Origin of the sequence: Microbacterium sp. Ld4, assembly GCF_045066555.1 — a bacterium.
Lineage (GTDB): Bacteria > Actinomycetota > Actinomycetes > Actinomycetales > Microbacteriaceae > Microbacterium.
Genome location: NZ_JBISHE010000011.1, coordinates 294,839 through 318,697, shown reverse-complemented (window position 1 = coordinate 318,697; position 23,859 = coordinate 294,839). Strand labels below are relative to the sequence as shown.

Here is a 23,859-nt window from a genome sequence, read left to right as displayed (position 1 = left end):
TAGGCGGCGCTTCGCAGCTCATGCCTCAGGCGCACGGGTAACCTGGAAGGCATGTCAAATGGGCTCGATCTCGAGAAGATTTTTCTCATCGCGCTCATCGCCGCACTCCTGCTCGGCCCGGAGCGTCTGCCCGGCTACGCCGCCGCCCTCGCTCGCTTCGTGCGGCGGGTCCGGGAATGGCTCGACGGCGCCCGCACCCGCGTCAAGGAGGAGATGGGCGACGACTTCGACGAGATCGAATGGCGCAAGCTCGATCCGCGGCAGTACGACCCGCGCCGCATCATCCGCGAGGCGCTCATCGACGACGCTCCCGTGCCCGCCGCCGTGAAGCCGGTGACGGCGGTGCCCGGGGTCGTCGCTCCGGCGGAGCGGGAACGCCGCGACCGCACGGCGCCGGCTCCGTACGACACCGAAGCGACCTGATCCGGGGTCAGCGCGGCTGCACGGGGAGCCGTCTGCCCGCCAGCGACGGCCGCTGAGCCATGATCGCGCCCGCCACCTCGTCGATCGCCCGAGCCGCCTCATCCGAGGGAGATCCGACGACGACGGGCACCCCGGCATCGCCGCCGCCGCGGAGAGCGGGGCTGAGCGGCACCGACCCGAGGAGCGGCACGTCCTCGTCGCCGTCCGACAGTGCGGTCGCGACCGCGTGACCGCCGCCGGAGCCGAACAGGTCGAGCGTCGATCCGTCGGGAAGGGTGAGCGCGGCCATGTTCTCGATGACGCCGATGACGCGTTGCCCCGTCTGGCGTGCGACGAGCCCGCTCCGGATGGACACGTCGGATGCCGCGACCTGCGGTGTCGTGACGACGAGGACATCGGCGTGGGGGAGCAGCTGGCCCACCGAGATCGCCACGTCGCCTGTTCCGGGCGGCATGTCGATGAGGAGGACGTCGAGATCGCCGAAATGGACATCGGTGAGGAACTGCTGCACCGTGCGGTGCAGCATGGGGCCGCGCCACGCGACCGCGGAGGGCGCCCCGGGCGGCAGGAACATGCCGATCGAGATCGTCTTCACGTCGTAGGCGACGGGCGGGAGCATCAGGTCGTCGATCCGGGTGGGCTGCGGCGGGCGACCGTCGTCGCCGACGATCCCGAGGAGGCCCGGGATCGAGAACCCGTGCACGTCGGCGTCGATGAGCCCGACCGACAGGCCGCGCCGAGCGAGCGCGACGGCGAGGTTGGCGGTGAGCGTCGACTTGCCGACGCCGCCCTTCCCGCTCGTGACGGCGATGACGCGCGTGAGGCTGTCGGCGTCGAAGCGCATCCGGCGCGGGCCCCGGATGCGCGCGACGAGCGCGGCTCGCTCGTCCGGAGTCATGACGCCGACGGCGACCTCGACTCCGTCGATTCCGGAGACGGATGCCGCAGCGTCCCGCACATCGCGTTCGATGCGGTCGGCGGCCGGGCACCCGACGATCGTGAGAGCGATGTCGACGTGCGCGACCGCGCCGTCGACCCGCACACCCCGCACCATGTCGAGTTCACCGAGGGGCCGGCGCAGCTCGGGGTCGCTGACGGCCGCGACGGCGCGCCGCACCTCGTCCGCGTGGGTCACGAGGAGGTGTCGCTCTCGGCGCTCGGATGCCGATCCGCTGCCGCCTGACGCTCGACCGCGGCCTCCCGCTCGTCGAGCTTGTCGAGGAGGCTCCGCAGCTCCTGCCGGAGCACGTCGCGGCTGACCACCTCGTTCTGCATGTCGGTCAGCGCCATCCGGAGGGCGACGACCTCGCGGGCGAGGTACTCGGTGTCGGCCAGGTTGCGCTCGGCGCGCTGCCGGTCCTGCTCGATCTGCACGCGGTCGCGGTCATCCTGGCGGTTCTGCGCGAGCAGAATGAGGGGCGCGGCGTACGACGCCTGCAGCGAGAGCATGAGGGTGAGCGCGGTGAAGCCGAGCGCGGCGTCGTCGAAGCGGAGGTTGTCGGGCCCGACGGTGTTCCAGAGGATCCAGGCGACGCAGAAGAGCGACAGGATCAGGAGGAACGTGGGCGTTCCCATCGCGCGCGCGATCCACTCGGTGAATCGGCCGAACCGGTCGCGGGAGGGCTGAGGGGTGCGGCTGAGCACCGGCGCCCGACGACGGCCGCGCGGCGCCTCGAACCCCGACTTCGGCCCGCGGGCCATCATCGGCGCACCCCGGGCGCGACGCGGACGGCATCCGAGTCGTGCGAGCGCCAGTCGTCGGGCAGCAGGTAGTCGATCACGTCGTCGACGGTGACCGTGCCCACGAGGTGGTGCGCGCGGTCGACGACGGGAAGCGAGACCAGGTTGTAGCTCGCGAGCATGCGGGCGACCTCGGCCGCCGTCGCGGTGGCGGGCACGGGCTCGACGGAGTCGTCGATGATCGCGCCGAGCCGTTCGTGCGGCGGGTAGCGCAGCATCCGCTGGAAGTGGACGACGCCGAGCAGCCGCCCGGTCGGGGTCTCGTAGGGAGGGAGCGTGACGAACACGGCGGCGGCGAGGGCCGGATGCAGTTCGTGGCGGCGGATCAGGGCGAGGGCCTCGGCCACGGTCGCATCGGCCGACAGCACGATCGGCTCGGTGGTCATGAGCCCGCCGGCAGTGTCGGGGCCGTACTCGAGGAGGGCGCGGACATCCTCCGCCTCCTCCGGCTCCATCAGGTCGAGCAGCTGCTCGGCGCGGAGCTCGGACAGCTGTCCGAGGACGTCGGCGGCGTCGTCGGGCTCCATGGCGTCGAGGATGCCGGCGGCGCGCTCGTCGCCGAGAGCTTCGAGGATATGGACCTGCTCGTCCTCGGGCATCTCCTCGAGCGCGTCGGCGAGGCGATCGTCGGGCAGCTCCTCGGCGACTTCGAGGAGCCGCTCCTCCGGAAGATCGAGGAGGGTGTTGGCGAGGTCGGCGGGCTTGAGCTCGGAGTACGAGGCGACGAGCAGCTCGGCGGACTGCGTCTGCCCGGCGACCTGCTGGTCGCGCACATCGCTCCATCGCGCGAAGGTCGTCGGACCCTTCGCGAAGGGGGAGGCGCTCGTCTTGGGCTTTCGGAGGAAGAGCTGACCGACCTGCCAGTCGCCGAGGCGGTCGCGCTCGATCGCGACGTCCTCGATGATCGCGGTGCCGCTGCCGTCGTGGAAGTGGACGCTGCGGCCGACGAGTTCGCTCATCACGCGCACCTCACCACCGCGCTGCTCGAAGCGGCGGACGTTGATGAGGCCGGTCGTGATGACCTGTCCGCTCGCGATGGAGGTGACCCGGCCGATCGAGAGGAAGACGTTGCGGCGTCCCGGGATCTCCACCACGAGGCCGACGACGCGGGGAGGGTCGTCCTTACGGTAGATCACGACCACGTCGCGGACGCGGCCCAGGCGGTCTCCTGCGGGGTCGAAGACGGCGCACCCCGTCAGGCGTGCGACGAAAACCCGCTGCGTACTCACCCGACCAGCGTAGTCCGCGCCCGCATCGTTCTCGCCCTGCCGGGGCATAGGCGCGCGTGTCAAGATGGGGGGATGAGCATGTTGGGTGGAGCACCGAAGGATCACGGCGCGACCGTGGCCGAGTACACCTCGTACGAGGCGGCGCAGAAGTCGGTGTCGACGCTGATCGCGTCGGACGTCCCCGCACAGGACATCGCCATCGTGGGCCGCGGCCTGCGGTCGGTCGAGCGGGTGACCGGCAAGCTCGGGTACGCCACCGCCGCGCGCTCCGGCGCGATCAACGGCCTGCTGCTCGGTCTGCTCTTCGCCGCCATCTTCGTGCTCGGGAGTCCGACGGCCGTCATCCAGCTCTTCGTCGGAGTGATGCTCGTCGGCATCGCCCTCGGCATGCTCATGAGCATCATCAGTTACTCGATCATCCGTCGGCGTCGCGACTACACGTCGGTGACGCAGGTCATCGCCGATCATTACGACGTCACCGTGCTCTCGCGGAGCTTCACTCGCGCTCAGGGACTCCTCGGACCGGGCGCTGCTGCTGCGGCTCCAGCCCCGCCCGTCGATCTCTCGTCACCGCCCCGGTACGGCGAGCGGGTCGATCCGGCTGCACCGCCCGCCGGCGGGGAGGTCGTGACGCCTGCGCCAGGGACGCCGGCCCGCCCGGGCGAGCGCGTCGACCCGGCACCGGAGCGGCCCCTCGACCCCCCTCGATACGGTGAGCGGATCCCTGCGCCGACCGGCCCCGGCGAGAAGGTCGATCCCGCGCCGCGGCCGCCGGCAGAGCCTCCCCACACCACCCCGCGCTGAGAGCCCCCGTGACCGGGAGCGCGTCGTCGACCCTCGCCGTCGGTCTCCCCACCGGTGAGATCGAGATCGATGTCGAGGTCGATCATGCGATCGACCCGTGGGCAGTCGTGGCGCTGGCCCATGGCGCCGGCGCGGGGATGCGGCATCCGTTCCTCATCGGATTCAGCGGCGCGCTCGCGGCCGCCGGCGTGACCACGCTGCGGTTCACGTTCCCCTACCTGCAGGCCGGGCGCCGGATGCCAGGTCCCGCCGCCCACGCGCTCGCGACGTGGCAGGCCGTCGCCGAACGGACTCACCTTCTCGCCGCCGGTGCGCCGTGGTTCGCGGCGGGGAAGTCGTACGGCGGCCGGATGGCCTCGATGGCCGCCGCCGAGGGCGTGATCGATCCGGTCGGGCTCGTCTACGCCGGGTACCCGCTCCACCCGCCGGGCACGCCCGAGAAGGCGCGCACCGCCCACCTGCCGTCCATCGCCACGCCGCAGCTCTTCCTCGCCGGCACGCGCGACCCGTTCCTGCAGCCGCTCGACCAGTTCACCGACGCCGTCGCCGACTGCCAGGACGCCGAGATCCTCTGGACCGAGGGTGGTGGCCACTCGTTCGAGGTCGCCGGACGCACGCGCCCACCCGAGGAGACCGGGGCCGCCCTCGCCGCGTCGACTCTGCCGTGGCTGCGACGCCGCGCTCAGCGTCCCGACGCGTAGCCCTGCACCCCGCGCGGATTCGCCGCGGCCCACAGCCCGCCGGTCGCCCGGTCGCTGGCGACCGCCGAGAGGCGGCCGAGCGTCCAGTCGCCGACGACGGTGACCTCGTGTCCCCGGGCGCTCAAGGCGTCGATCACCTCGTGACCGAGCCGCGCCTCGGCGACGACGCCCGTCGGGGTCCATGTCCGCGGCCAGAAGGAGTCCACCATCGCGGTCGTGTGCAGCGTCGGCGCATCGATCGCCTCCTGCGCCGAATAGCCGCCCACCAGCATTCGGAGGATCATCGGCAGCTGCCACTGGTCCTGCTGATCGCCGCCGGGGGTTCCGAGGGCGATCACCGTCGTCCCGTCGAGGATCATCGTCGGCGAGAGCGTCGTTCGGGGCCGTCGACCCGGGCGGAGCGCCGAGGGGGAAGTCTCGTCGAGCCAGCACATCTGCAGCCGGGTGCCGAGGCAGAACCCGAGCCCGGGGATGGCGGGGGAGGATTGCAGCCAGCCGCCCGACGGCGTCACGGCGACGATGTTGCCCCAGCGGTCGACCACGTCGATGTGGCAGGTGTCGCCCCGGGTCTGTCCCGATCGGGCGACGGTGGGCTCGCCCGTCGCCGCCGAGTCGCCGGCCGCGTCCGCGGAGCGCAGCGGCGGCTGCCAGGGTGCGGGGCCGCCGGACGGCGCCGGACGCCAGGCGCGGGAGGCGCGCTCCCCGATGTCCGCCCGGCGGGCGCCTGCGACGGCGTCGCCGAGCAGCCAGTCGGCATCCGCGCCGTCTCCGAAGTAGGCGTCCCTGTCGGCGAGGGCGAGCTTGAGCGTCTCGATGACGGTGTGCGCGCCGCCCGGGGTGGCGACATCGAGCATGTCGTCTGCGAAGGGCTCGAGGATGCGGAGCGCTTCGAGCAGGGCCGGTCCCTGCGTCCACGCGCCCGCCTTGACGACGGTGCAACCTCGGAAGGACGCCGTCACCGGCTCCTCGTACCCGGCGGCGAAACGGTCGATGTCGTCGGCGGCGAGGACGGCGGCATGGTCGGTGCCCGACGAATGCCGGTGGGGCGCGGCGAGAAACGGAACCGCCGTGTCGACCAGGATGCCGGTGGCCCACTCCCTGCGAGCGGCGTCGATGCGTTCCGCGCGCGTCCCGCCCCCATGGCCGGCCACGACGAGTCGCTCCAGCACAGCGGCGTATGCGGGGTTCCGGTGCACGGATCCGGGCTGCGGCGCGTGCCCGTCGGTCAGCCAGAGCTCGGCCGATGTCGGCCAGTGCTCCGTGAACAGATCGGCGACGCGCGCGATGGTTGCGGCCGCGGCCGGGAGGAGCGGATGGCCGTCGCGGGCGTAGCCGATCGCATAGGCGAGGACGTCGGCGAGTTCCCACGTGCCGTGATCGCGGAGGAGCAGAAGCCACGCGTCCACGGCGCCGGGGACGGCCGCGGCGAGCCCGCCTGCCCCCGGGACGAGGTCGAGGCCTTCCCCTGCGACGTGGGCGATCGTCGCTCCCGCAGGAGCCGGGCCCTGTCCCATGAGGACGGTCGGCGAATCGGCATCCGCACGCTGGAAGAGCCCGACCAGGTCACCGCCCGGTCCGTTGAGGTGCGGCTCGACGACATGGAGGGTGAAGCCTCCGGCGACGACCGCGTCGAAAGCGGTCCCGCCGCGCTCGAGGACGGACTGGGCGACGGCCGTCGCGGACGCGTGCGTCGACGCGGCCATGCCGAAACGGCCGGTGAGCTGCGGTCTCGTCGTGAACGCCGGAGGCGGCGTGAACCCGGTCACCGTGCGCTGCGCGCGATCCAGGCCTCGACCTCGTCCGCGGTGCGGGGGATGGAGGCCGACAGGTTGACCGGACCCGACTCCGTCATCAGGATGTCGTCCTCGATGCGGACGCCGATGCCGCGGTACTCCTCGGGCACCGTCAGATCGTCGATCTGGAAGTAGAGGCCGGGCTCGATCGTGAACACCATGCCGGGAGCCAGCTCGCCGTCGTAGTACATCTCGCGACGGGCCTCGGCGCAGTCGTGCACGTCGATGCCGAGGTGGTGACTCGTGCCGTGGACCATGTAGCGCCGGTGCTGACCGCCCCGGTCGGCGTCGAGCGCCTCCTCGGCGGTGACGGGGAGCAGGCCCCACTCGGCGACGCGCTCGGCGATGACCGCCATGGCGGACTCGTGGAGGGTGCGGAACTTCACGCCCGGACGTGCGGCCGCGAACGCGGCGTCGGCCGCCTCGCGCACGGTCTCGTAGATCTTCCGCTGGATGGGGGTGAACGTGCCCGACACGGGCAGGGTCCGTGTGATGTCGGCCGTGTACAGGCTGTCGACCTCCACGCCCGCGTCGATCAGGACCAGGTCGCCGGGGACGACGGCGCCGTCGTTGCGCGTCCAGTGCAGGTAGCACGCGTGAGGCCCCGACGCGGCGATCGTGTCATATCCCTCGCCGTTGCCGTCGGTGCGCGCCCGGAGGTGGAAGACGCCCTCGATGGCGCGCTCACCACGGGGGGTGTCGATGATCCGGGGGAGTTCGGCGACGACATCGTCGAACCCGCGGGCCGTCGTCTCGACGGCCAGCCGCATCTGCGCGATCTCGTACGGGTCTTTGATGAGGCGCAGCTCGGCGAGGAAGCGGGTGAGGTCGGCGTCGGACTCGACGACCAGGTCGCCGTCGGCGGCCGCGAACCGGTCGAGGTGGTCGGTGCGCAGGCCCAGCTCCGCGGCGACGCCGCTGAGGGCGGGTCGCGGACCGATCCAGAACTCGCCCACCGACGCATCCGCGTAGAACTCGGCGGTCGTGCGATCGGCGCGCTCGCGAAGATAGAGCGTGACGTCGTGGCCGTCGTCGGTCGGGTCGAACACGAGCACCGAATCGGGCACCGCGTCGGCCGCCCAGCCCGTGAGGTGGGCGAAGGCGGAGTGCGCCCGGAACGGGTAGTCCGTGTCGTTGGAGCGCTGCTTCAGAGAGCCGGCGGGGATGACCAGGCGACGGCCCGGGAACGCCGTCGACACCGCGTCACGACGCGCTGCGGCGTAGGGGGCCTGTGCGCTCGCGGCCGGCTCCGACTCGGGGCGATCCGCCCATCCGGTCGAGATCGTCGCCAGGAAGCCGGCGGGGAAGGGCGCCTTCCGGTTCGTCGTCGCGGGTGCCGGGGTCTCGGTCGTCGGTGCTGCGATCGTGTCGCGCTCGTCGGTCGTCATGTCTCCAGTCTCGCACCGACGTCCGGCATCCGCCTCAGTTCGCGGGCTCGAGCTGAACGACCATCGGCCGGTGATCGCTGGCGGTGCCGTCGAGCGACGTCACCACGACCGAGCCGGTCGCGGTCCAGGCATCCGTCGTCATCACGTGGTCGATGGGCGCACCGAGCTGCGCAGGCCACGCGGTGTCCCAGGTGCCCACCGCGCCGTTGCCGGTGTCGGCCGCCGCGTCGTGGCAGCGACCGAGATCGCCCCCGTCCACGCCGAGGCGCGCCATGTGGTCGAGGGTCGCGTTGAAGTCGCCCGCCATGATCACATCGTCCGCGGCGCACTGGTCGGCGAGCCACCGGAGATCGCTCCGCCAGGCGGCCATGTCGCCCGGCCGCGGCGCCACGGCGTGGGCGGCGACGACGACCGGTCCGTCGCCTGACACCGGCATGGCGACGACGCTCGGAACGATCGAGGTGTTCGTCGTCCCCTGCGACGTCGAGGCGACGACCGCGTAGTCGCCGAGATCGGGGGAGATGAGGACGGTGGTCCAGTTGGCATCCCAGCCGCGGAAATCCTCGTCGTGCACCCACATCGGGTTGCCCCGCTCTCCCATGGCGACCGCGACCGCCTTGCCGGTGTCGGCGTTGGTCTCGGGCAGGGCGACGATGTCGACGTCCATCGCGATCGCCGTCTTCACGATCGCATCGACGTCGGTGGCTTCGCCGGCGGTGTTCCAGGTCATCACTCGGATGCTGTCGGCGGTGGCCTCGGGGAGGTCCGCGTCGCCGAGGCCGCGGAACGCGAGGATGCCCGCGTTCGCGATGACGGCGAGGAGCGCGATCATCGCGATTCCGGCGCCGAAGCCCCGGGTGCGCCGGGCGAGGCACAGCAGCAGCCCGACGATCGCGAGGACGACGAAGCCGGCGGCGACGAGGGGCCGGAGCGAGACGACCTGGGCGAACGGGAAGGTCTGCTCGAGCCGGAAGAACTGCGGCCACGTCACGATCGCAGCGCCGATGGCGGCGGCGATCGTCAGGAGGATTCCGATCAGACGCAGCACACAGTGACAGTAATCGGAGAGGCTGGGGAGTTTCTGCGCGCTACGCTCGATCGCATGTCCTCCGGCCCCGGCTCCGTCGCTGCGCGCGCCGGTTCAGCGGACCTCCACCTGCACTCCGACCGCTCCGACGGCACGGAGCCGCCGGCGGGTGTGATGGCCGCCGCGCACCGCCACGGCATCCGCACCGCAGCCCTCACCGACCACGACACGACCGCGGGATGGGCGGAGGCCGCCGAGGCCGCTGTCTCGCTCGGGCTCCGATTCCTTCCGGGAATGGAGCTGTCCTCGCGCCACGAGTGGCGGAGCGTGCACGTCCTCGCCTACCTGTTCGACCCCGACGACGCCGGGCTCCGTGCCCTCACCGACCGCATCCGTGAGTCGCGATTGACGCGGGCGAGGACGATGGCCGACCGCATCGGCCGCGACTACGACCTCACCTGGGAGGACATCGTCGAGCAGACCGCGGCGGATGCCACGGTGGGACGCCCTCACATCGCCGACGCCCTGGTGGCGCGCGGGTTCGTCCGCGACCGTGGCGAGGCTTTCGCCGGCATCCTCAACCCCTCGAGCGACTACTACGTCGACCTGTTCGCGCCCGACCCGCTCACGGCGGTCTCCGCCGTGGCCGCCGCCGGCGGTGTGCCGATCATCGCGCACCCGGCGGGGCGCGGCGGGCTGCTCCCGCGCGCGCTCCTGGAACGCATGGTGGATGCCGGTCTGGCCGGGTTCGAGCTCGGTCACCGTGAGAACGTGGAGCCGGGGCTCGGGCAGTTGCGCCGGTTCCTGGCCGAGCATGGCCTGATCGCAACCGGCTCGAGTGACTATCACGGGCGCGGCAAGGCGAACGTCCCGGGGGAGTTCACGACGTCCGACGAGATGGTCGAGCGGATCATCTCGGCGGGAACGGGAAGTCCTCCCGTCCTGCCCTGACCCCGAGGCGGGGCCAGGCGCCCGCTCCGGTCAGGCTCCGGCGACCGGAGCTCCGCCGGCGGCTCCGCCGCGACGACGGCGACGACGGCGCGCGGGGGCCGGCTTGCCGTCGTGGTGCTCGGTTCCCGATCCGTCGTGCGTGCCCGCACCGTCTGCAGAGCGGTCGGCGGATGCCGCCTCTCCCTCGGTGCGGGGGGCCGTGCTCTGCGCGCCCTCGGCGAAGGTCGCACCGACACGGGGCTCGCCCTCTCCGCGACGGCGACGACGGCGACGCGTGCCCGCTTCTCCGGACGTTTCCTCGGCGACCTCGGCGGCCCGGGCCGGCGGCGCGGTGCGCGGAGCCTGCTGCGCCTTAGGAGCCGTGGTGATGCGCCCCTTCGTGCCGGCGGGGATGTTCAGCTGCTCGAAGAGGTGCGGGCTCGACGAGTACGTCTCGAGCGGCTCGGGCTGTCCGAACTCGAGGGCGCGGTTGATGAGCGCCCACTTGTGCAGGTCGTCCCAGTCGACGAAGGTGACGGCGATGCCCGTCTTGCCGGCGCGTCCCGTGCGGCCCGCGCGGTGGAGGTAGGTCTGCTCGTCGTCGGGGATCGTGTGGTTGATGACGTGGGTGACGTCGTCAACGTCGATGCCGCGGGCGGCGACGTCGGTCGCGATGAGGACATCGCGCTTGCCTGCTTTGAAGGCCGCCATCGACCGCTCGCGCGCTTCCTGGCTCATGTCGCCGTGAACAGCGCCGGCGTTGAAGCCGCGGTCACCGAGCTCGTCGACGAGTCGCTGCGCGGCGCGCTTGGTGCGGGTGAAGATGACGGTCTTGCCGCGGCCTTCGGCCTGCAGGATGCGGGCGATGACCTCGTCCTTGTCGAGCGAGTGCGCCCGGTAGACGAGGTGGTTGATGTTGGCCTGCGTGAGACCCTCGTCGGGGTCGCTCGCACGGATGTGGATCGGGTTCGACATGAAGCGGCGCGCGAGGGCGACGATCGGACCCGGCATCGTCGCCGAGTACAGCATCGTGTGGCGCACCGGGGCGACCTTCTGGAAGATCTTCTCGATGTCGGGCAGGAAGCCGAGGTCGAGCATCTTGTCGGCCTCGTCGAGCACGACTTCCGTCGCGTGCGACAGGTCGAGCAGGCGCTGGTTGTTGAGGTCGATGAGACGGCCCGGGGTGCCGACGACGATCTGCGCGCCGGCCTTCAGCTGATCGATCTGGCCCTCGTAGGCCTTGCCGCCGTAGATCGCGACGACGCTCGTGGCGCGACCGGAGGTGAGCATGTCCATGTCCTCGTAGACCTGGACGGCGAGCTCGCGGGTCGGGACGACGATGAGCGCCTTGACCCCGGGCTCGGGGTTCAGTCCCAGACGCTGGACGACGGGGATGCCGAACCCGAAGGTCTTGCCGGTTCCCGTCTTCGCCTGGCCGATGATGTCCTGGCCCGGGAGGCCGAGGGGGATCGTCTGCTCCTGGATGGGGAAGGTGTCGACGATGCCCTTGGCGGCGAGGGTCTCGACGATGTCCTGGTCGACGCCCAGATCAGCGAAAGTCGTCATGTTGTCATGCCTGTCTGGCGGTGAGAGTCCGCCGAGGTGAAGGTCCACGCCCTTCACTCATCCACAGGCGCGGGGTCCCGATCCGACGCCGGGACTGTTCCACCCTACCCGAGCGGCTTCGCGAGGCCCGTAGGCTGTGCTCGTGGTGAGGTGGTTCTGGCAGCGGCGTCGGCCTCCCGGACGCACCCTCCGACTGCGGTCGAGGGGCGAGGCGGGGGATGTCCGTCGCGTCGATTTCGAGCAGCTCGCCCCGGGTGTGGCGGCCTATCTCGGACAGGCCGCCTATCTGCAGCTCGGATACGTCGAGACCCTGAGCGCTCTGATCGAGGGGACGCCCGAGCTCTCCGACAAGGAATCGCTCTCGCGCGCTGCCGGCGCCGCGCTGCTCAAGCATCACGCCCTCGTCGCGCTGATCCGCGACCGTGACGAGGACCCGCCCGAGCTGATGCTCCCCTTCCGGGAGCCGCTCGACGTCTTCCGCCGCGCGACGCACGGCGCGCGCCCCCTCGAGACGATGCTCTCGGTCCATCTCACCGCGGGGCTACTGGACGACTTCTACCTGGCGCTGTCGGGAAGCTACGGCGACACCGGACGGCGGGTCGCCGCGATCCTCAAAGCGGATGCCGACCGGTCCGCCCTCGTCGGCATCGTCGTCGACGCCATCGAACGAGACGACGAGTGGCGCTCGCTCCTCAGCCTGTGGGGCCGCCGACTCGTGGGGGACACCCTCCTGGTCGCGCGGGGGGTCCTGCGCCCGGAGGGCCTCGGCGCCGAGGACGAGAAACAGGTGGAGCCGGTGTTCACCGAACTGCTCGGCGCGCACTCGAGGCGGATGACCGCGATGGGCCTCGACGCCTGAGCGCGTCCCGGCTCAGCCGATGCCGAGCTCGGTGCGGGTCGCCTCGTCGCGGGCGGCGCGTGAACGACCCAGTACGACGAGGGCCAGCGGGGTGACGACCGCGGGCACGGCGATCGCGAGGAGCCAGAGCCCGGCGGCATCCGTTCCCCAGCCGACCCACGTCAGGATCATCCAGGTCAGGGCGCCGAGCACCGCGCCGAGGAGCGGCCCCACGGCCGCTCCTCGGAGAGTGCGTCCGGGGACGGCGAAGTGCGCCGCCGCCCCCGCTGCCGCGCCGAAGACCAGCGCGAGGACGATGAGCATGTCAGGCGACGAAGCCGACGCGGCGGGACTGGTCGGTTCCGACCTCGACGAAGGTGATGCCCGCGGTCGGGACGAGGTAGGTGGCGCCCTTCGCGTCGGCGAGCGTGACGTACGCGGCGCCCGAGTCGAGCGCTGATGCGATCGTGTTCTTGACGGCGTCCGCCGTCTCGTTCGAGTCGAAGCTCAGTTCGCGCGAGTGCGCGATTCCGATACGGATCTCCACGGTGCTACCTGCCTTCTCTGCGCCGCCGGTGCGGGCGCGTTTCGAGCCTACGACACGGGTTCGGGGCCGGGATGCCGACACGAAACGCTCTGGGCGAACGCCTCTGCCGCCCGTGTCGGTGTCGGCGGATAGCGTGGAGGCATGAGTGCTCCGACGCGTCCCGTTTCGCTCGACGAGGCGCAGCGACGGGTCGTCTCCCTTCCTCCGGAGGCCTCGGGCGTGGTGATCGGGGCGCCGGGCACGGGAAAGACGGCGACACTCGTCGAACGCGTCGTTCAGCTGCTGGCGTCGGGGATCGCCCCCGAGGAGGTGCTCGTCCTCACGCCGACCAGGACGGCGGCGACCGCGCTCCGCGACCGGCTCGCCCTGGCGGTCGGCGTCGCGACCGCGGGCCCCCTCGCGCGCTCGGTGGCCGCCTTCGCCTACCAGGTGGTGCGCGCGCGCGCCGTGCATGCGGGCGAGGAGCCTCCGCAGCTGCTGACCGGCCCCGACGAGGACCGTCTCATCGGCGATCTCCTGGCCGGCGACGCCGAAGACGAGCGCCTCGGCCGCTCCCGGTGGCCCGAATGGGTGACGCCCGAGATCCGGGCGATGCCCGGCATCCGCGCCGAGATCCGTGCCTTCCTCGCCGAGCTGACGACGCTCGGGATCGAACCTGACGACCTGGCGCGTCTGTCGGCGCGGCACGACCGCGAGATCTGGACGTCCCTCGCCTCGTTCACCCGCGAGTATCACGAGGTCCGAGGGCGGATGCGCGGATCGCACCGCGATGCCGCCGGACTCGTCCGCGAGGCGGTCGGTCTCGTGCGCGGCAATCCTGCCGGGTCACCGGTCTGGGGCGCTCTCGCAGACCTGCGCGTCCTCCTCGTCGACGACGCCCAGGAGCTCACCCTCGGCGGCGTGGAGCTTCTCGAAGCCTGCCGTGACCGCGGCATCGCGGTGCTCGCCTTCGGCGACCCCGACGTCGGCTCCGGGAGCTTTCGCGGCGCCCGGCCGGAGAACTTCGCGCGCCTCGCGACGCAGACGCACCTGCTCGCCACGACCCATCGCGGAACGCCCTTCCAGCGCGACATCGTCGCCCGGATCACTTCGCGCATCGGCGCCGCAGGTCTCGTCTCGCATCGCCGGCCGCCGTCCGGCGCCGACCCGGACGGCAGCGTCACGACGTTCTCCCTCCGGTCGGGAGCGGAGGAGTACGACACCATCGCCCGCCTCCTCCGAGAACGGCACGTGCATGACGGTGTGCCCTGGGAGCAGTGCGCGGTCATCGCGCACGACACGCGTCAGGTGAGTGCGCTCGAGGCCGAACTCGCCGCCCGCGACGTTCCGACGGCCGCCGTCGGACCGGCTCGCTCGCTCGCGGGCACTCCCCTCGTCCGCGACCTGCTCCGGCTGGTCGACCTGGCCGGCACCGACCCGACCTCCTGGAACGGCGACGACGTGCTGGATGCCCTCGTGGGCGGCGGCCTCGACCCCGTCGAGCTCCGCCGACTGCGCACGGGGCTCCGCCACGGGGAACTCGCCGCGGGCGGGGAGCGGTCGGCATCCGACCTGCTGGCCTCGGCGCTCCGGCATCCGCTCGAGTTCGATCTGCTCGACACCCCCGAAGCGCGTCGCGCCGGCCGGGTCGCGTCCATCGTGAGCACACTTCGCGGGCAGCTCGCCGAGGATGCGACGGCGCACGAGCTGCTCTGGACGGTCTGGGAGAAGCAGTCCCGCGAGCGGGAGCTGAGGACGCTCGCCGACAGCAACGGTCCGCTCGCTGATCAGGCGCGACGCGATCTGGATGCCGTCGTCGCGCTCTTCCAGGCGGCGAAGCGCCACGGTGAGCGGGAGGACGGCACCGCTCCGATCGCCTACCTGAGATCGCTGCTGCACTCGGAGGTCGCCGAAGACCGCCTCGCCACCTCGGCTGCCACGCGCGGTGTGCAGGTGTCGACGCCGGCCGGGGCGCTCGGACTCGAGTTCGACACGGTCGTGATCGCCGGGGTCCAAGACGGCGTCTGGCCGAATCTGCGGGTGCGCGGCGGTCTGCTCGACACCTGGCGGCTCGCCGACGGGGAGGGGGGCAGCGACGCGGTCGACAGGCGCCGGGGCGTGCTGCACGACGAGCTCCGGCTGTTCGCCCGGGCGGCCTCGCGGGCAGCGAGCCGGCTGATCGTGACAGCCGTCGACGACGACGACACCGGCCCCAGTGTGCTGTTCGAGCTCCTGCCGCCCGCGCGGCCCGCGCCGACATCGGCCGAGTATCCGCTGACCCTGCGCGGTCTCGTTGCCGCGCACCGGCGTGCGCTGACCGATCCGCGCTCGCCCGAGCCGGCGCGCGATCACGCAGCCGACCAGCTCGCGCTGCTCGCTCGCGCGGGCGTCCCCGGCGCCTCTCCCGAGCACTGGTACGGCGTGGCGGAGCCGACATCGACCCGCCCGCTCCGCGACCCCGACGAGGCGCCCGTCCGGGTGTCGCCATCGCGGCTCCAGGCCCTCGAACGGTGTCAGCTCGACTGGGTGATCGGCGATCTGGGCGGCGATCCGGGAACGGCGGTCGCCGGACTCGGGACGATCCTGCACGCGGCCCTCGAGCACGCGGCGGGCGCCGATGAGGACGCGCTCTGGCGCTTCGTCGAAGACCGATGGTCGCAGCTCGACTTCGAGGCGGAGTGGATCGACCGATCCGAGCGGATCCGGGCACGAGACCTCGTGTCCCGCCTCGCGGCGTACCTCCGCGATGTGGAGCGGTCGGGAGCGGAGCTCGTCGGCGCCGAACCGCACTTCGAGGTGGAGATCCCGATCGAGGGGGCCGCGCATCCGGCCGTCCTGAGCGGATACATCGACCGGGTCGAGCGGCAGGCCGACGGCCGCGTCGTGATCGTGGACCTCAAGACCGGTCGGGCCGAGCAGACGAGCGACAAAGCCGTCGCCGACAACCCCCAGCTCGCCGCCTACCAGCTCGCGTTCGAGCGCGGCGCGATCGCCGGGGCGGCGGGGGAGCCCTCGGGCGGGGCGAAACTCGTGGTCCTGAAGAAGACCCGCCAGGCGCCGTACGCAGAGCCGCACCAGCCGCCGTTCGATGACGAGGCGCGGGCCGCGTTCCTCGGGCGCGTCGACTCCGCGGTCCGCGTGATGCGCGGTGCACGCTTCGAGGCGCCGTTCGAAGAGCACTGCCGGGACGATCACACCCACGGGCTCTGCCGGATCCACACGATCGGCGCGGTGAGCTCCTCGTGACCGGCGCGACGCTCTCGCCCGAGGTCATCGCCGCCGCGCTCGGACAGTTCCCTCCGACGCCCGAGCAGTCCGAGGTGATCGCCGCACCGCTGTCGCCCGCCCTCGTGGTGGCCGGGGCCGGCAGCGGGAAGACCGAGACGATGGCCGGACGCGTCGTCTGGCTCGTCGCGAACGGCCTCGTCCGCCGCGACCAGGTGCTGGGGCTGACCTTCACCCGGAAGGCCGCGGGGGAGCTCGCCGAACGTATCGGCCGGCGCCTGCAGCGTCTGGCCGAGTTCGAGCGGCGCGGCCTCCTCTCGAGCCTGCCCCGCCTGTTCGATTCGGGCGCGCTCGACGTCTTCGGCGAGCTCGAACGGGGTGGTGCACCCGAGTCGGCGCGCATCGCCGCCCTCGATCGGCTCGAAGCGGATCTGCCCCCGGCCGCCGGCAGCGCCGAGCCGGCCGACACCCTGCTCGACCGGCCCACCGTCTCCACCTACAACAGCTTCGCCGACAGCATCGTGCGGGAGAACGCCGTCCGAATCGGCCGCGACGCCGACGCGGTGGTGCTGAGCGAATCCGCGGCCTGGCTGCTGATGAGGCAGGTCGTCTTCGCGTCCGACGACGAACGGTTGCCCGAGCGCATCGAGAGGCCTTCGACGATCATCGACGCGGCGCTGCGGATCGCGCGCGACAGCGTCGACAATCTGGTCGACCTCGACGCCCTCGAGGCCTTCGCGGACGACTTCATGGGCGTCTTGGAACGCCCCTCCGATTCCGCCCGCACCGTCGTCTACGCCGACATCCGCACGGCCGCCGAGAAGGTCGGCGGGCTCGGACTCCTCGTGACCCTGGCTCGCGCGTACGACGCCGAGAAGCGGCGCCGGGGGGTCATCGACTTCTCCGATCAGGTCGCCGGCGCCCTCTCCGTCGTCCGCGCCCATGCGGCCGTGGCCGAGGAGCTTCGAGACCGTTACCGCGTTGTGCTGCTCGACGAATACCAGGACACCTCGGTGGTCCAGACCGATCTGCTGGCCGCCCTGTTCGCGGGTACCGCGGTGATGGCGGTGGGCGACCCCCACCAATCGATCTACGGATGGCGGGGGGCGAGCGCAGGCAACCTCGGCGACTTCGCCACGGCCTTCGCAGCGGATGCCGGAGCGCGCACGTACTCGCTCCTCACCAGCTGGCGTAACAGCGTCGACGTCCTGCGGGCGGCGACGGCAGTGCTCGCCCCGCTCGCGGGTGACGCGCCGGTGGCGGTCGGAGCGCTCCGGCCACGTCCCGGTGCGCCGACGGGCCGAGTGGACGTCGTCGTCGATCCCGATGTCGACGCCGAGGCCGACCGCGTGGCGGAGTGGTTCGCCTCCGTGCGGGCCGACCGGCACCGGGCGAGCGAGGCCACGACGGGCGCGGTGCTGCTGCGCAGCAAGAAGCACATGGTGCGGTTCGCCGATGCGCTCGGCCGTCGCGGCATCCCGCATCGCATCCTCGGGCTCGGCGGCCTGCTGTCCACTCCGGAGGTCGTCGACGTCGTCTCTGCGCTACGTGTGATCAGCGATCCGCGGGCGGGCAGCGCGCTCATCCGCCTGCTCGCGGGGCCTCGGTGGGCCGTGGGCCTCGCCGACCTCCGCGAGCTCGCCGGGCTCGCCGGGAGGCTCGCCCGGCACGACACCGCCCTTCAGCCTTTGGCTCCCGAGATCACCGACATCCTCCGCACCTCGGCGGGAGACGAGCAGGGCTCGCTCATCGTCGCGCTCGACTTCGTCGCTCGTCAGCGGCCCGAGCACGGCTGGCTGGCCGGCTTCACGCCGGTGGCGCGGGAGCGTCTCAGAGAGGCCGGTGCCGTCTTCGCGGGCCTCCGGCGAGCGGCGAGTCTCCCCATCCCCGAACTGGTGCGGCTGATCGAGGCCGAACTGCGCCTCGACGTCGAGCTCGCCTCGAACGAGGCCCGCGGGCCGGCGCGCATCGCCGGTGACCAGCTGCGCGCCTTCGTCGACGAGCTGCATGGCTTCTTGCAGACCGACGACCGCGGATCGCTGTCGAGCCTGCTGGCCTGGCTCGACCGAGCCGAGCGGCTCGACGAGTTCGCTCCGCGCACCGAGCCCCCCGAGGACGATGTCGTCCAGCTTCTGACGATCCACGGCTCGAAGGGGCTCGAGTGGGATGCCGTCGCCGTGGTGCGCGGCGTCGAGGAGGAGCTTCCGTCGCGGCTGCAGGACGGCAAGGGCTGGCTCGGCTTCGGCGTGCTGCCCTACTCCTTCCGCGGCGACAGGGCCTGGCTCCCCGATTTCGCCTGGGACTCCGGGCGATCGGAGACCCAGCAGCACCTCAAAGCCGCTCTGGAGGCATATGCCGACGGCATCCGTCGTCGCCATCTCGCCGAGGAGAGGCGTCTCGCGTACGTCGCGGTCACGCGTGCCCGCGAGCACCTGCTGCTGACGGGTTCGGGGTGGGCGGGCACAAAGAAGCCGCGCCCCGCGAGCCGGTTCCTCGCCGAGATCGCCGCCGAACTCGACATCGAGCTCCCGGAAGACCCCTCGCCGGGGGAGAACCCGTTCGACGGCGTGCAGGCGACACTCCAGTGGCCCATCGATGCGCTCGGAGTGAGGCGGGAACGGGTGATGCGGGCGGCCGATCGGGTCCGCGCAGCTCTCGACGCTCCGCCCGCTGCTCCCACGCGCGACCTCGAGCTGCTCCTCGCCGAACGCGCCGCGCGCGCGGCCGGCCGCACCGACGCCGCCCCGACGCGGATCCCCGCCTCGCGGTTCAAGGACTTCGTCGCGGACTACGGTCAGGCGGCGACGGCCGTGACGCGGCCGCTGCCGGAACGGCCCTATCGACAGACGCGGCTCGGGACGATGTTCCATGCCTGGGTGGAGGAGCGCTCGGGTGTCGTCGGTCGCGGCCGATCGATCGACGACGCGCTGTGGGAGGACGACGAGGAGACGCCCTCCGCGATGTCACCCGACGCGGAGGCGCTGGCGCGGCTGAAGGAGGCCTTCCTCGCCTCGGAGTGGGCTGACCTGCAACCCATCGAGGTCGAGACGGAGATCGACTTCGCCGATCCCGACGCCTTCGGCGACGGCCGCGCGCACATCATCATCTGCAAGCTCGACGCCGTCTACCGCCGCGGGGAGCGCATCGAGATCGTCGACTGGAAGACCGGCAGGCCACCTCGGACCGCGGCCGAGAAGGCAGAGCGGATGCTGCAGCTCGAGCTCTACCGCCGGGCGTACCATGCCCGGCACGGCGTCCCCATCGATCAGATCGACGTCGCGCTGTTCTATGTCGGCGACGGCGTCATCCTGCGCGGCTGATCGCGCGGGACGCTGTGATCCCTGCAGCCAGGGGCTTCCGCAGCTCCGCGGCTCAGGCCGTGCCGGTCCAGCGGCGGAGGGCGTTGCGCGCCGCGTCGTCGGGGTCGCGGTCGTCATCGGGCGCATCGGTGTGCGCCGCCGAGCTCCCGCCCGTTGCCGGATCGGACGGCGGCCACTCCGAGAACTCCAGCGGCTCGGTCTCGAGATCGGCCGCTGCGCTCCGGGACGATCCGGCGTCCGAGGCGGGTTCCCGCGTAGTCGGCTCGCTCGGCTGGTCGTCGTCCTCGTCGAACAGGCCCATCTCGCCGGGGTCGTAGGCGTCGGTCTGCATCGACGTGTCGACGGCGTCGGTCTGCGCGGCGGGCACGCGCCCGAGCGCGGCGATGGCATCATCGACGGTCACGTGTGCGGCGGCGATGGGCGCATCGTCGCTGACGGTGTCGGCCAGGGCGGTGAGCAGGGCGACGGCATCCGCCATGATCGACTCGGACCCGGTCTCGTGCCCGTGCACCAGCCACTTCGCGAACTCCAGCTCGGCGTGCAGTCGCGCGCGCTCCGCGATCATCGCGTCGGGGGAGCGGTGCGACTGAGCCGAGTACGTCGCGAAGACGTCGGCTGACGCATCCGGGCTTCCGGACGTCCAGCGGAGATCTTCGGCCGGATCGCCGACGCTGAGGCCGCCCCACGTGAGCAATCCGGAGATCGTCGGGACGCCGTCGACGTCGACGAGCGTGAACGATGCCGGGTCGACCCCGCCGAGGGTCACCGTCGGCTCGAACCGCCACAGCCCCTCGGCCGTCAGCGCGCGGCTCCACCGTCGCAGGAGGCCGAACGGGAGCCGGCCGGTCGCTTCGGCGCGATCGAGGAGACGCTCGGTGTCGCCGTGGATCTGCGCGGAGGTGCGGGAGGGAAGGCCGGCACCGGTGACGACGGACGACGGGAGGTCGTGCACCGACGCGATGGCCTCCGCCAGAGCCGTGGCCACGCCTCGGCCGGCCGGGACGTGGGCGGCGTCGACGCGGTAGCCGTCGAGGTAGGTGAAGACGCGGGCGATGCCGCCGCTCAGCCGCGCGCGACCACGCAGCTGCGGCGCCGCGAATCCGATCAGGGCGCGGACGCCGGGAGTGAGGGCGGTGAGGGCCGTCGTCTCGCGGTCGAGTTCCGCATCGGCCTCAGCCGTCGTCGGCACGCGCACGACCGCGCGGTCGCCGTCGTCCAGGTGCAGCAGCGCACTGTCGTAGCGGCCGCCCGTGTTCTCGCTGAGAGTGGCCGCTCCGACGATGCGGATGCCCTCCTCGACGCTGCCGACCGGCGCGAGAGCGGCGGTGGCGGCCGCGGCTAGAGTGAGAGGAGAGCGTGCCATGCCCCCAGGGTAGGTCGAGCACGCGCCCGCGCATCCGCGCCACGCCCGCAAGAGAGGTCCTCGATGATGACGAAGGACGTCCCGCCGCCGCTTGCCCGTGCGGCCATCGACCGCGCTGCCGAAGAGCGGCCCGACGAAGGTCTGCTCGATCGCGCACGCGCGGACGACCGCTCGCGCGTGCTGCTGCTGCACGGCGATCGCGCACCGGTCGCCGCCGACGGCTCGCTCCACCTCGTCGGCCCCGGCGACGCTCCGGACGACGCCGAATGGGCGTTCCTCGGCAGGGATGCCGCCGGTCTTGCGGTGCTGATGGCGATCGTTCCCGCGGCCGCCGACGAGCCCGCCCTCGCCACCGGCACCTGGTCGGGCCTGCGCGCCGTCGGCGGCGACCTGCCCGCCGACGATGCCGGCAGGTTCGTGCAGGCGCTCAGCCTCGGTCGCTGGCTGATCGACGCGCCGTTCTGCCCCGCGTGCGGGTCGAGGACCGATGTCCGTCAGTCGGGCTGGTCGCGCGTGTGCCCCTCGTGCGGACGCCAGCACTTTCCGCGCACCGACCCCGCGGTCATCGTCGCCGTTTCGAGCGCCGAGGGCGACAAACTGCTCCTCGGCCGCAATGCCGCGTGGGGCGAGACACCGATGTACTCGACGTTCGCCGGATTCGTCGAGGCAGGCGAGTCTCTCGAGACCACCGTGCACCGCGAAGTCGGCGAGGAGGCGGGCGTCCGACTCGACTCGATCGAGTACCACGGTTCCCAGGCCTGGCCGTATCCGCGCTCGCTCATGCTCGGCTTCTCCGCCCGGACGATCGACGACGCCGAGGCCCGCGCCGACGGTGAGGAGATCATCGACGTGCGCTGGTTCGGTCGCGAGGAGGTGCGCCGTGCTCTTGCGGGCGAGGGCGAGGTGCGACTGCCCGGTCGCGCGTCGATCGCTCGCAGCCTGATCACCCGCTGGGCGGGTCGGTGAGCACGGATCCGCTCGCCGGGCTCGACGACCGGCAGCGCGAGGCGGCCTCGGCGCTGCGGGGGCCCGTGTGCGTGCTCGCCGGAGCCGGAACCGGCAAGACCCGGGTCATCACGCACCGGATCGCGCACGGTGTCGACACCGGCGCCTACTCGCCGCAACGGGTGATGGCCGTCACGTTCACCACGAAGGCCGCCGGCGAGCTGCGCGGACGTCTGCGCGCACTCGGTGTGGAAGGCGTCGCCGCGCGGACCTTCCACGCTGCGGCGCTCGCCCAGTTGAACTTCTTCTGGCCCCAGGTGGCAGGTGACACGGCGCCCGCGATCGTGGACAGCAAGATCCGCCTGCTCGCCCATGCCGCCGACGAGATCGGCATGCGCCTCGACGGCGCCACTCTCCGCGACGTCGCGTCGCAGATCGAGTGGCGCAAGGTCTCGATGCGGACGCTCGACCAGTACGCGGTCGACCGGCCCGCCGGCATCCCGGGTCTTGCTCTCGGCCGACTCGTCGACCTGCAGCGATCGTACGAGCGCGTCAAGGACGAGCGCCGACAGCTCGATTTCGAGGATGTCCTGCTGGCGTGCGCCGGGATGATCGAGTCCGAGCCGCGGGTGGCCGCGGCCGTCCGTGAGCAATACCGTCACTTCACCGTCGACGAGTTCCAGGACGTCTCGCCGGTGCAGCACCGCCTGCTCGAGCTCTGGCTCGGTGACCGCCGCGACCTCTGCGTCGTCGGCGATGCGAGCCAGACGGTCTACTCCTTCGCCGGAGCCGATCCGCGGTATCTCCTCGACTTCGCCGACCGGTACGAGGACGCTCAGGTCGTGCGCCTGGAGCGGAACTACCGTTCGGATGCCGCGGTGCTCGCCGTGGCGAACGAGCTCATGCGCGGGCGCCCCGGCGCCCTCGAACTCGTCGCGGGCGACGAGCCCGGCCCCCGCCCGGAGGTCGTCGCGTTCGACGACGAGTCCGCGGAGGCGGAGGGTGTGGCCGCGAGGGTCGCCGCGCAACTCGCCTCGGGCATCGATCCGAGCGAGATCGCCGTGCTGTACCGTCTCAACGCGCAGTCGGCTCCGCTGCTGGCCGCTCTTGCCGGCCGCGGCATCGCGGCGAGCGTGCTGGGCGGCAAGAGGTTCTGGGATCTCCCCGAAGTGAGACAGGCCTTGATGGCGCTTCGCGGCGCCTCCGTCGCGCCCCTCGCCGGGTCGTTCACCGACACCGTGCGCGACATCCTCCGCTCCCTCGGCCTCACCGACGAGGCGCCGCCGGCCGGGGGCGCCCTGCGCGACTCCTGGGAGGCGCGCGCGGCGGTGCTCCGCTTGGCGGAGGAGGCTCCCGACGGCATGTCGCTCCGCGCCTTCACCGATGAACTCACCGCCCGCGCGAAGTCGCAGCACGAACCGACGCTCAAGACCGTCACGCTCGCGACGCTGCACGCTGCCAAGGGGCTGGAGTGGAATCACGTGCACCTGATGGGTCTGAGCGAGGGCCTGCTTCCCATCTCCTATGCCACGACCTTCGAGCAGATCGATGAGGAGCGGCGCCTGACCTACGTGGGCGTCACGCGGGCCGCGCGAACCCTGTCGCTGTCCTGGGCTCGGGCGTCGGGGCACCGGGAGCGTCAGCGGTCGAGGTTCCTTCAGGAGATCGGCACAGGCAGCGTGGATGAGGTCGGTGCGCGCGCCACTCGCGGCGGGCGTCCCCGGCGCTGATCACCACCGAGCGATCCGTCTCGCCGCTGCGGAGCAGGTGCGCTGCGACGACGGCGCTCTCGACCAGCACGAGCGGATCCGTCGGGGTGCAGGATCGACCGAGCAGTTGCGCGGCGACGAGCGGCCACTGCGGATCGGCGTCGCGGCGGTGGCTGTGCAGACAGGACAGGCAGGCCGACCGGCCCGGACGCACGAAAGGACCGACGGTGCTGCGGTCGCCGGCGAGCTCGACGGCAAGGTGCGGCACGTCGTCGGCCATGAGCCGGGCGGCCCGGTGCGGGTCGACCAGGCGCGACGCGACGAGCAGGATC

The 23,859-nt window shown here is 72.2% G+C and carries 19 protein-coding genes; 9 read left to right on the top strand and 10 right to left on the bottom strand.

Annotated features, from left to right (window positions below; genetic code table 11):
• Nucleotides 1-51: 51 nt before the first annotated feature.
• Nucleotides 52-423 carry a Sec-independent protein translocase TatB gene (locus ACJJV7_RS08900; protein ID WP_405375561.1) on the top strand — a complete coding sequence of 124 codons (372 nt, stop codon included), beginning with the start codon at nucleotides 52-54 and terminating at the stop codon, nucleotides 421-423.
• 7 nt (nucleotides 424-430) lie between these two features.
• On the opposite strand, the gene ACJJV7_RS08895 is transcribed toward ACJJV7_RS08900, so the two are convergent.
• From ACJJV7_RS08895 to ACJJV7_RS08885, 3 genes are read right to left on the bottom strand one after another with little or no spacing between them, the layout of a single operon-like run.
• On the bottom strand, nucleotides 431-1,558 hold the full coding sequence (locus tag ACJJV7_RS08895; protein WP_405375563.1) for an Mrp/NBP35 family ATP-binding protein: 1,128 nt from the start codon (nucleotides 1,556-1,558) through the stop codon (nucleotides 431-433).
• A complete protein-coding gene (locus ACJJV7_RS08890; RefSeq protein ID WP_405376197.1) occupies nucleotides 1,555-2,124 on the bottom strand; it encodes a DUF1003 domain-containing protein in 570 nt (189 codons plus the stop codon). Before ACJJV7_RS08890 ends, ACJJV7_RS08895 begins: the two co-directional genes overlap by 4 nt.
• On the bottom strand, nucleotides 2,124-3,392 hold the full coding sequence (locus ACJJV7_RS08885; RefSeq protein ID WP_405375565.1) for a magnesium transporter MgtE N-terminal domain-containing protein: 1,269 nt from the start codon (nucleotides 3,390-3,392) through the stop codon (nucleotides 2,124-2,126). Before ACJJV7_RS08885 ends, ACJJV7_RS08890 begins: the two co-directional genes overlap by 1 nt.
• Nucleotides 3,393-3,464: 72 nt before the next feature.
• On the opposite strand from ACJJV7_RS08885, the gene ACJJV7_RS08880 reads away from it, so the two are divergent.
• Nucleotides 3,465-4,196: a general stress protein gene (locus ACJJV7_RS08880; protein WP_405375567.1), complete on the top strand. Its 732-nt coding sequence runs from the start codon at nucleotides 3,465-3,467 to the stop codon at nucleotides 4,194-4,196.
• Nucleotides 4,197-4,204: 8 nt separating this feature from the next.
• Nucleotides 4,205-4,897 carry an alpha/beta family hydrolase gene (locus ACJJV7_RS08875; RefSeq protein ID WP_405375568.1) on the top strand — a complete coding sequence of 231 codons (693 nt, stop codon included), beginning with the start codon at nucleotides 4,205-4,207 and terminating at the stop codon, nucleotides 4,895-4,897.
• On the opposite strand, the gene ACJJV7_RS08870 is transcribed toward ACJJV7_RS08875, so the two are convergent.
• From ACJJV7_RS08870 to ACJJV7_RS08860, 3 genes are read right to left on the bottom strand one after another with little or no spacing between them, the layout of a single operon-like run.
• Nucleotides 4,879-6,600, bottom strand: coding sequence for a gamma-glutamyltransferase family protein (locus tag ACJJV7_RS08870; protein WP_405376198.1), 1,722 nt, complete (start codon nucleotides 6,598-6,600; stop codon nucleotides 4,879-4,881). The genes ACJJV7_RS08875 and ACJJV7_RS08870 overlap by 19 nt on opposite strands.
• Nucleotides 6,601-6,659: 59 nt before the next feature.
• Nucleotides 6,660-8,078, bottom strand: coding sequence for an aminopeptidase P family protein (locus ACJJV7_RS08865; protein ID WP_405375569.1), 1,419 nt, complete (start codon nucleotides 8,076-8,078; stop codon nucleotides 6,660-6,662).
• Between the two features lie 34 nt (nucleotides 8,079-8,112).
• The gene (locus ACJJV7_RS08860) at nucleotides 8,113-9,126 is read right to left on the bottom strand and encodes an endonuclease/exonuclease/phosphatase family protein (protein WP_405375571.1); all 1,014 of its coding nucleotides are present in this window, start codon (nucleotides 9,124-9,126) and stop codon (nucleotides 8,113-8,115) included.
• Between the two features lie 54 nt (nucleotides 9,127-9,180).
• On the opposite strand from ACJJV7_RS08860, the gene ACJJV7_RS08855 reads away from it, so the two are divergent.
• Complete coding sequence (locus ACJJV7_RS08855; RefSeq protein ID WP_405375573.1) at nucleotides 9,181-10,056, top strand: PHP domain-containing protein; 876 nt, start codon at nucleotides 9,181-9,183, stop codon at nucleotides 10,054-10,056.
• Between the two features lie 30 nt (nucleotides 10,057-10,086).
• Here ACJJV7_RS08855 and ACJJV7_RS08850 read toward each other — a convergent pair whose 3' ends face one another.
• On the bottom strand, nucleotides 10,087-11,601 hold the full coding sequence (locus ACJJV7_RS08850; protein ID WP_405375575.1) for a DEAD/DEAH box helicase: 1,515 nt from the start codon (nucleotides 11,599-11,601) through the stop codon (nucleotides 10,087-10,089).
• A gap of 142 nt (nucleotides 11,602-11,743) precedes the next feature.
• Between ACJJV7_RS08850 and ACJJV7_RS08845 the strand changes: the two genes are divergently transcribed.
• Nucleotides 11,744-12,460, top strand: a complete 717-nt coding sequence (locus ACJJV7_RS08845) for a ferritin-like fold-containing protein (RefSeq protein WP_405375576.1) — start codon at nucleotides 11,744-11,746, stop codon at nucleotides 12,458-12,460.
• 12 nt (nucleotides 12,461-12,472) lie between these two features.
• Here ACJJV7_RS08845 and ACJJV7_RS08840 read toward each other — a convergent pair whose 3' ends face one another.
• Together ACJJV7_RS08840 and ACJJV7_RS08835 are read right to left on the bottom strand one after the other, a co-directional pair.
• The gene (locus ACJJV7_RS08840; protein ID WP_405375577.1) at nucleotides 12,473-12,763 is read right to left on the bottom strand and encodes a hypothetical protein; all 291 of its coding nucleotides are present in this window, start codon (nucleotides 12,761-12,763) and stop codon (nucleotides 12,473-12,475) included.
• A 1-nt stretch (nucleotide 12,764) separates the two neighbouring features.
• A complete protein-coding gene (locus tag ACJJV7_RS08835; protein ID WP_405375578.1) occupies nucleotides 12,765-12,986 on the bottom strand; it encodes a DUF3107 domain-containing protein in 222 nt (73 codons plus the stop codon).
• A gap of 141 nt (nucleotides 12,987-13,127) precedes the next feature.
• Between ACJJV7_RS08835 and ACJJV7_RS08830 the strand changes: the two genes are divergently transcribed.
• The gene (locus tag ACJJV7_RS08830; RefSeq protein ID WP_405375580.1) at nucleotides 13,128-16,211 is read left to right on the top strand and encodes an ATP-dependent helicase; all 3,084 of its coding nucleotides are present in this window, start codon (nucleotides 13,128-13,130) and stop codon (nucleotides 16,209-16,211) included.
• Complete coding sequence (locus ACJJV7_RS08825) at nucleotides 16,208-19,510, top strand: ATP-dependent DNA helicase (RefSeq protein ID WP_405375582.1); 3,303 nt, start codon at nucleotides 16,208-16,210, stop codon at nucleotides 19,508-19,510. The genes ACJJV7_RS08830 and ACJJV7_RS08825 overlap by 4 nt, the downstream gene beginning before the upstream one ends.
• A 52-nt stretch (nucleotides 19,511-19,562) precedes the next feature.
• Here ACJJV7_RS08825 and ACJJV7_RS08820 read toward each other — a convergent pair whose 3' ends face one another.
• Nucleotides 19,563-20,873: a phosphotransferase gene (locus ACJJV7_RS08820; RefSeq protein ID WP_405375583.1), complete on the bottom strand. Its 1,311-nt coding sequence runs from the start codon at nucleotides 20,871-20,873 to the stop codon at nucleotides 19,563-19,565.
• A gap of 63 nt (nucleotides 20,874-20,936) precedes the next feature.
• Here ACJJV7_RS08820 and nudC point away from each other — a divergent pair, with 63 nt between their 5' ends.
• Together nudC and ACJJV7_RS08810 are read left to right on the top strand one after the other, a co-directional pair.
• On the top strand, nucleotides 20,937-21,839 hold the full coding sequence (nudC, locus tag ACJJV7_RS08815; protein ID WP_405375584.1) for an NAD(+) diphosphatase: 903 nt from the start codon (nucleotides 20,937-20,939) through the stop codon (nucleotides 21,837-21,839).
• Nucleotides 21,836-23,548, top strand: coding sequence for an ATP-dependent helicase (locus ACJJV7_RS08810; RefSeq protein ID WP_405375585.1), 1,713 nt, complete (start codon nucleotides 21,836-21,838; stop codon nucleotides 23,546-23,548). Before nudC ends, ACJJV7_RS08810 begins: the two co-directional genes overlap by 4 nt.
• The last annotated feature ends 311 nt before the right edge of the window (nucleotides 23,549-23,859 follow it).

What these genes read in the sequence shown, in the direction of transcription:
- ACJJV7_RS08880 (WP_405375567.1), top strand. Translation starts at nt 3,465, where the DNA reads ATGAGCATGTTGGGTGGAGCACCGAAGGATCACGGCGCGACCGTGGCC.
- ACJJV7_RS08830 (WP_405375580.1), top strand. Translation starts at nt 13,128, where the DNA reads ATGAGTGCTCCGACGCGTCCCGTTTCGCTCGACGAGGCGCAGCGACGG.
- ACJJV7_RS08820 (WP_405375583.1), bottom strand. Translation starts at nt 20,873, where the DNA reads ATGGCACGCTCTCCTCTCACTCTAGCCGCGGCCGCCACCGCCGCTCTC.
- ACJJV7_RS08870 (WP_405376198.1), bottom strand. Translation starts at nt 6,600, where the DNA reads ATGGCCGCGTCGACGCACGCGTCCGCGACGGCCGTCGCCCAGTCCGTC.
- ACJJV7_RS08865 (WP_405375569.1), bottom strand. Translation starts at nt 8,078, where the DNA reads ATGACGACCGACGAGCGCGACACGATCGCAGCACCGACGACCGAGACC.
- ACJJV7_RS08890 (WP_405376197.1), bottom strand. Translation starts at nt 2,124, where the DNA reads ATGGCCCGCGGGCCGAAGTCGGGGTTCGAGGCGCCGCGCGGCCGTCGT.
- nudC (WP_405375584.1), top strand. Translation starts at nt 20,937, where the DNA reads ATGATGACGAAGGACGTCCCGCCGCCGCTTGCCCGTGCGGCCATCGAC.
- ACJJV7_RS08900 (WP_405375561.1), top strand. Translation starts at nt 52, where the DNA reads ATGTCAAATGGGCTCGATCTCGAGAAGATTTTTCTCATCGCGCTCATC.
- ACJJV7_RS08855 (WP_405375573.1), top strand. Translation starts at nt 9,181, where the DNA reads ATGTCCTCCGGCCCCGGCTCCGTCGCTGCGCGCGCCGGTTCAGCGGAC.
- ACJJV7_RS08840 (WP_405375577.1), bottom strand. Translation starts at nt 12,763, where the DNA reads ATGCTCATCGTCCTCGCGCTGGTCTTCGGCGCGGCAGCGGGGGCGGCG.
- ACJJV7_RS08850 (WP_405375575.1), bottom strand. Translation starts at nt 11,601, where the DNA reads ATGACGACTTTCGCTGATCTGGGCGTCGACCAGGACATCGTCGAGACC.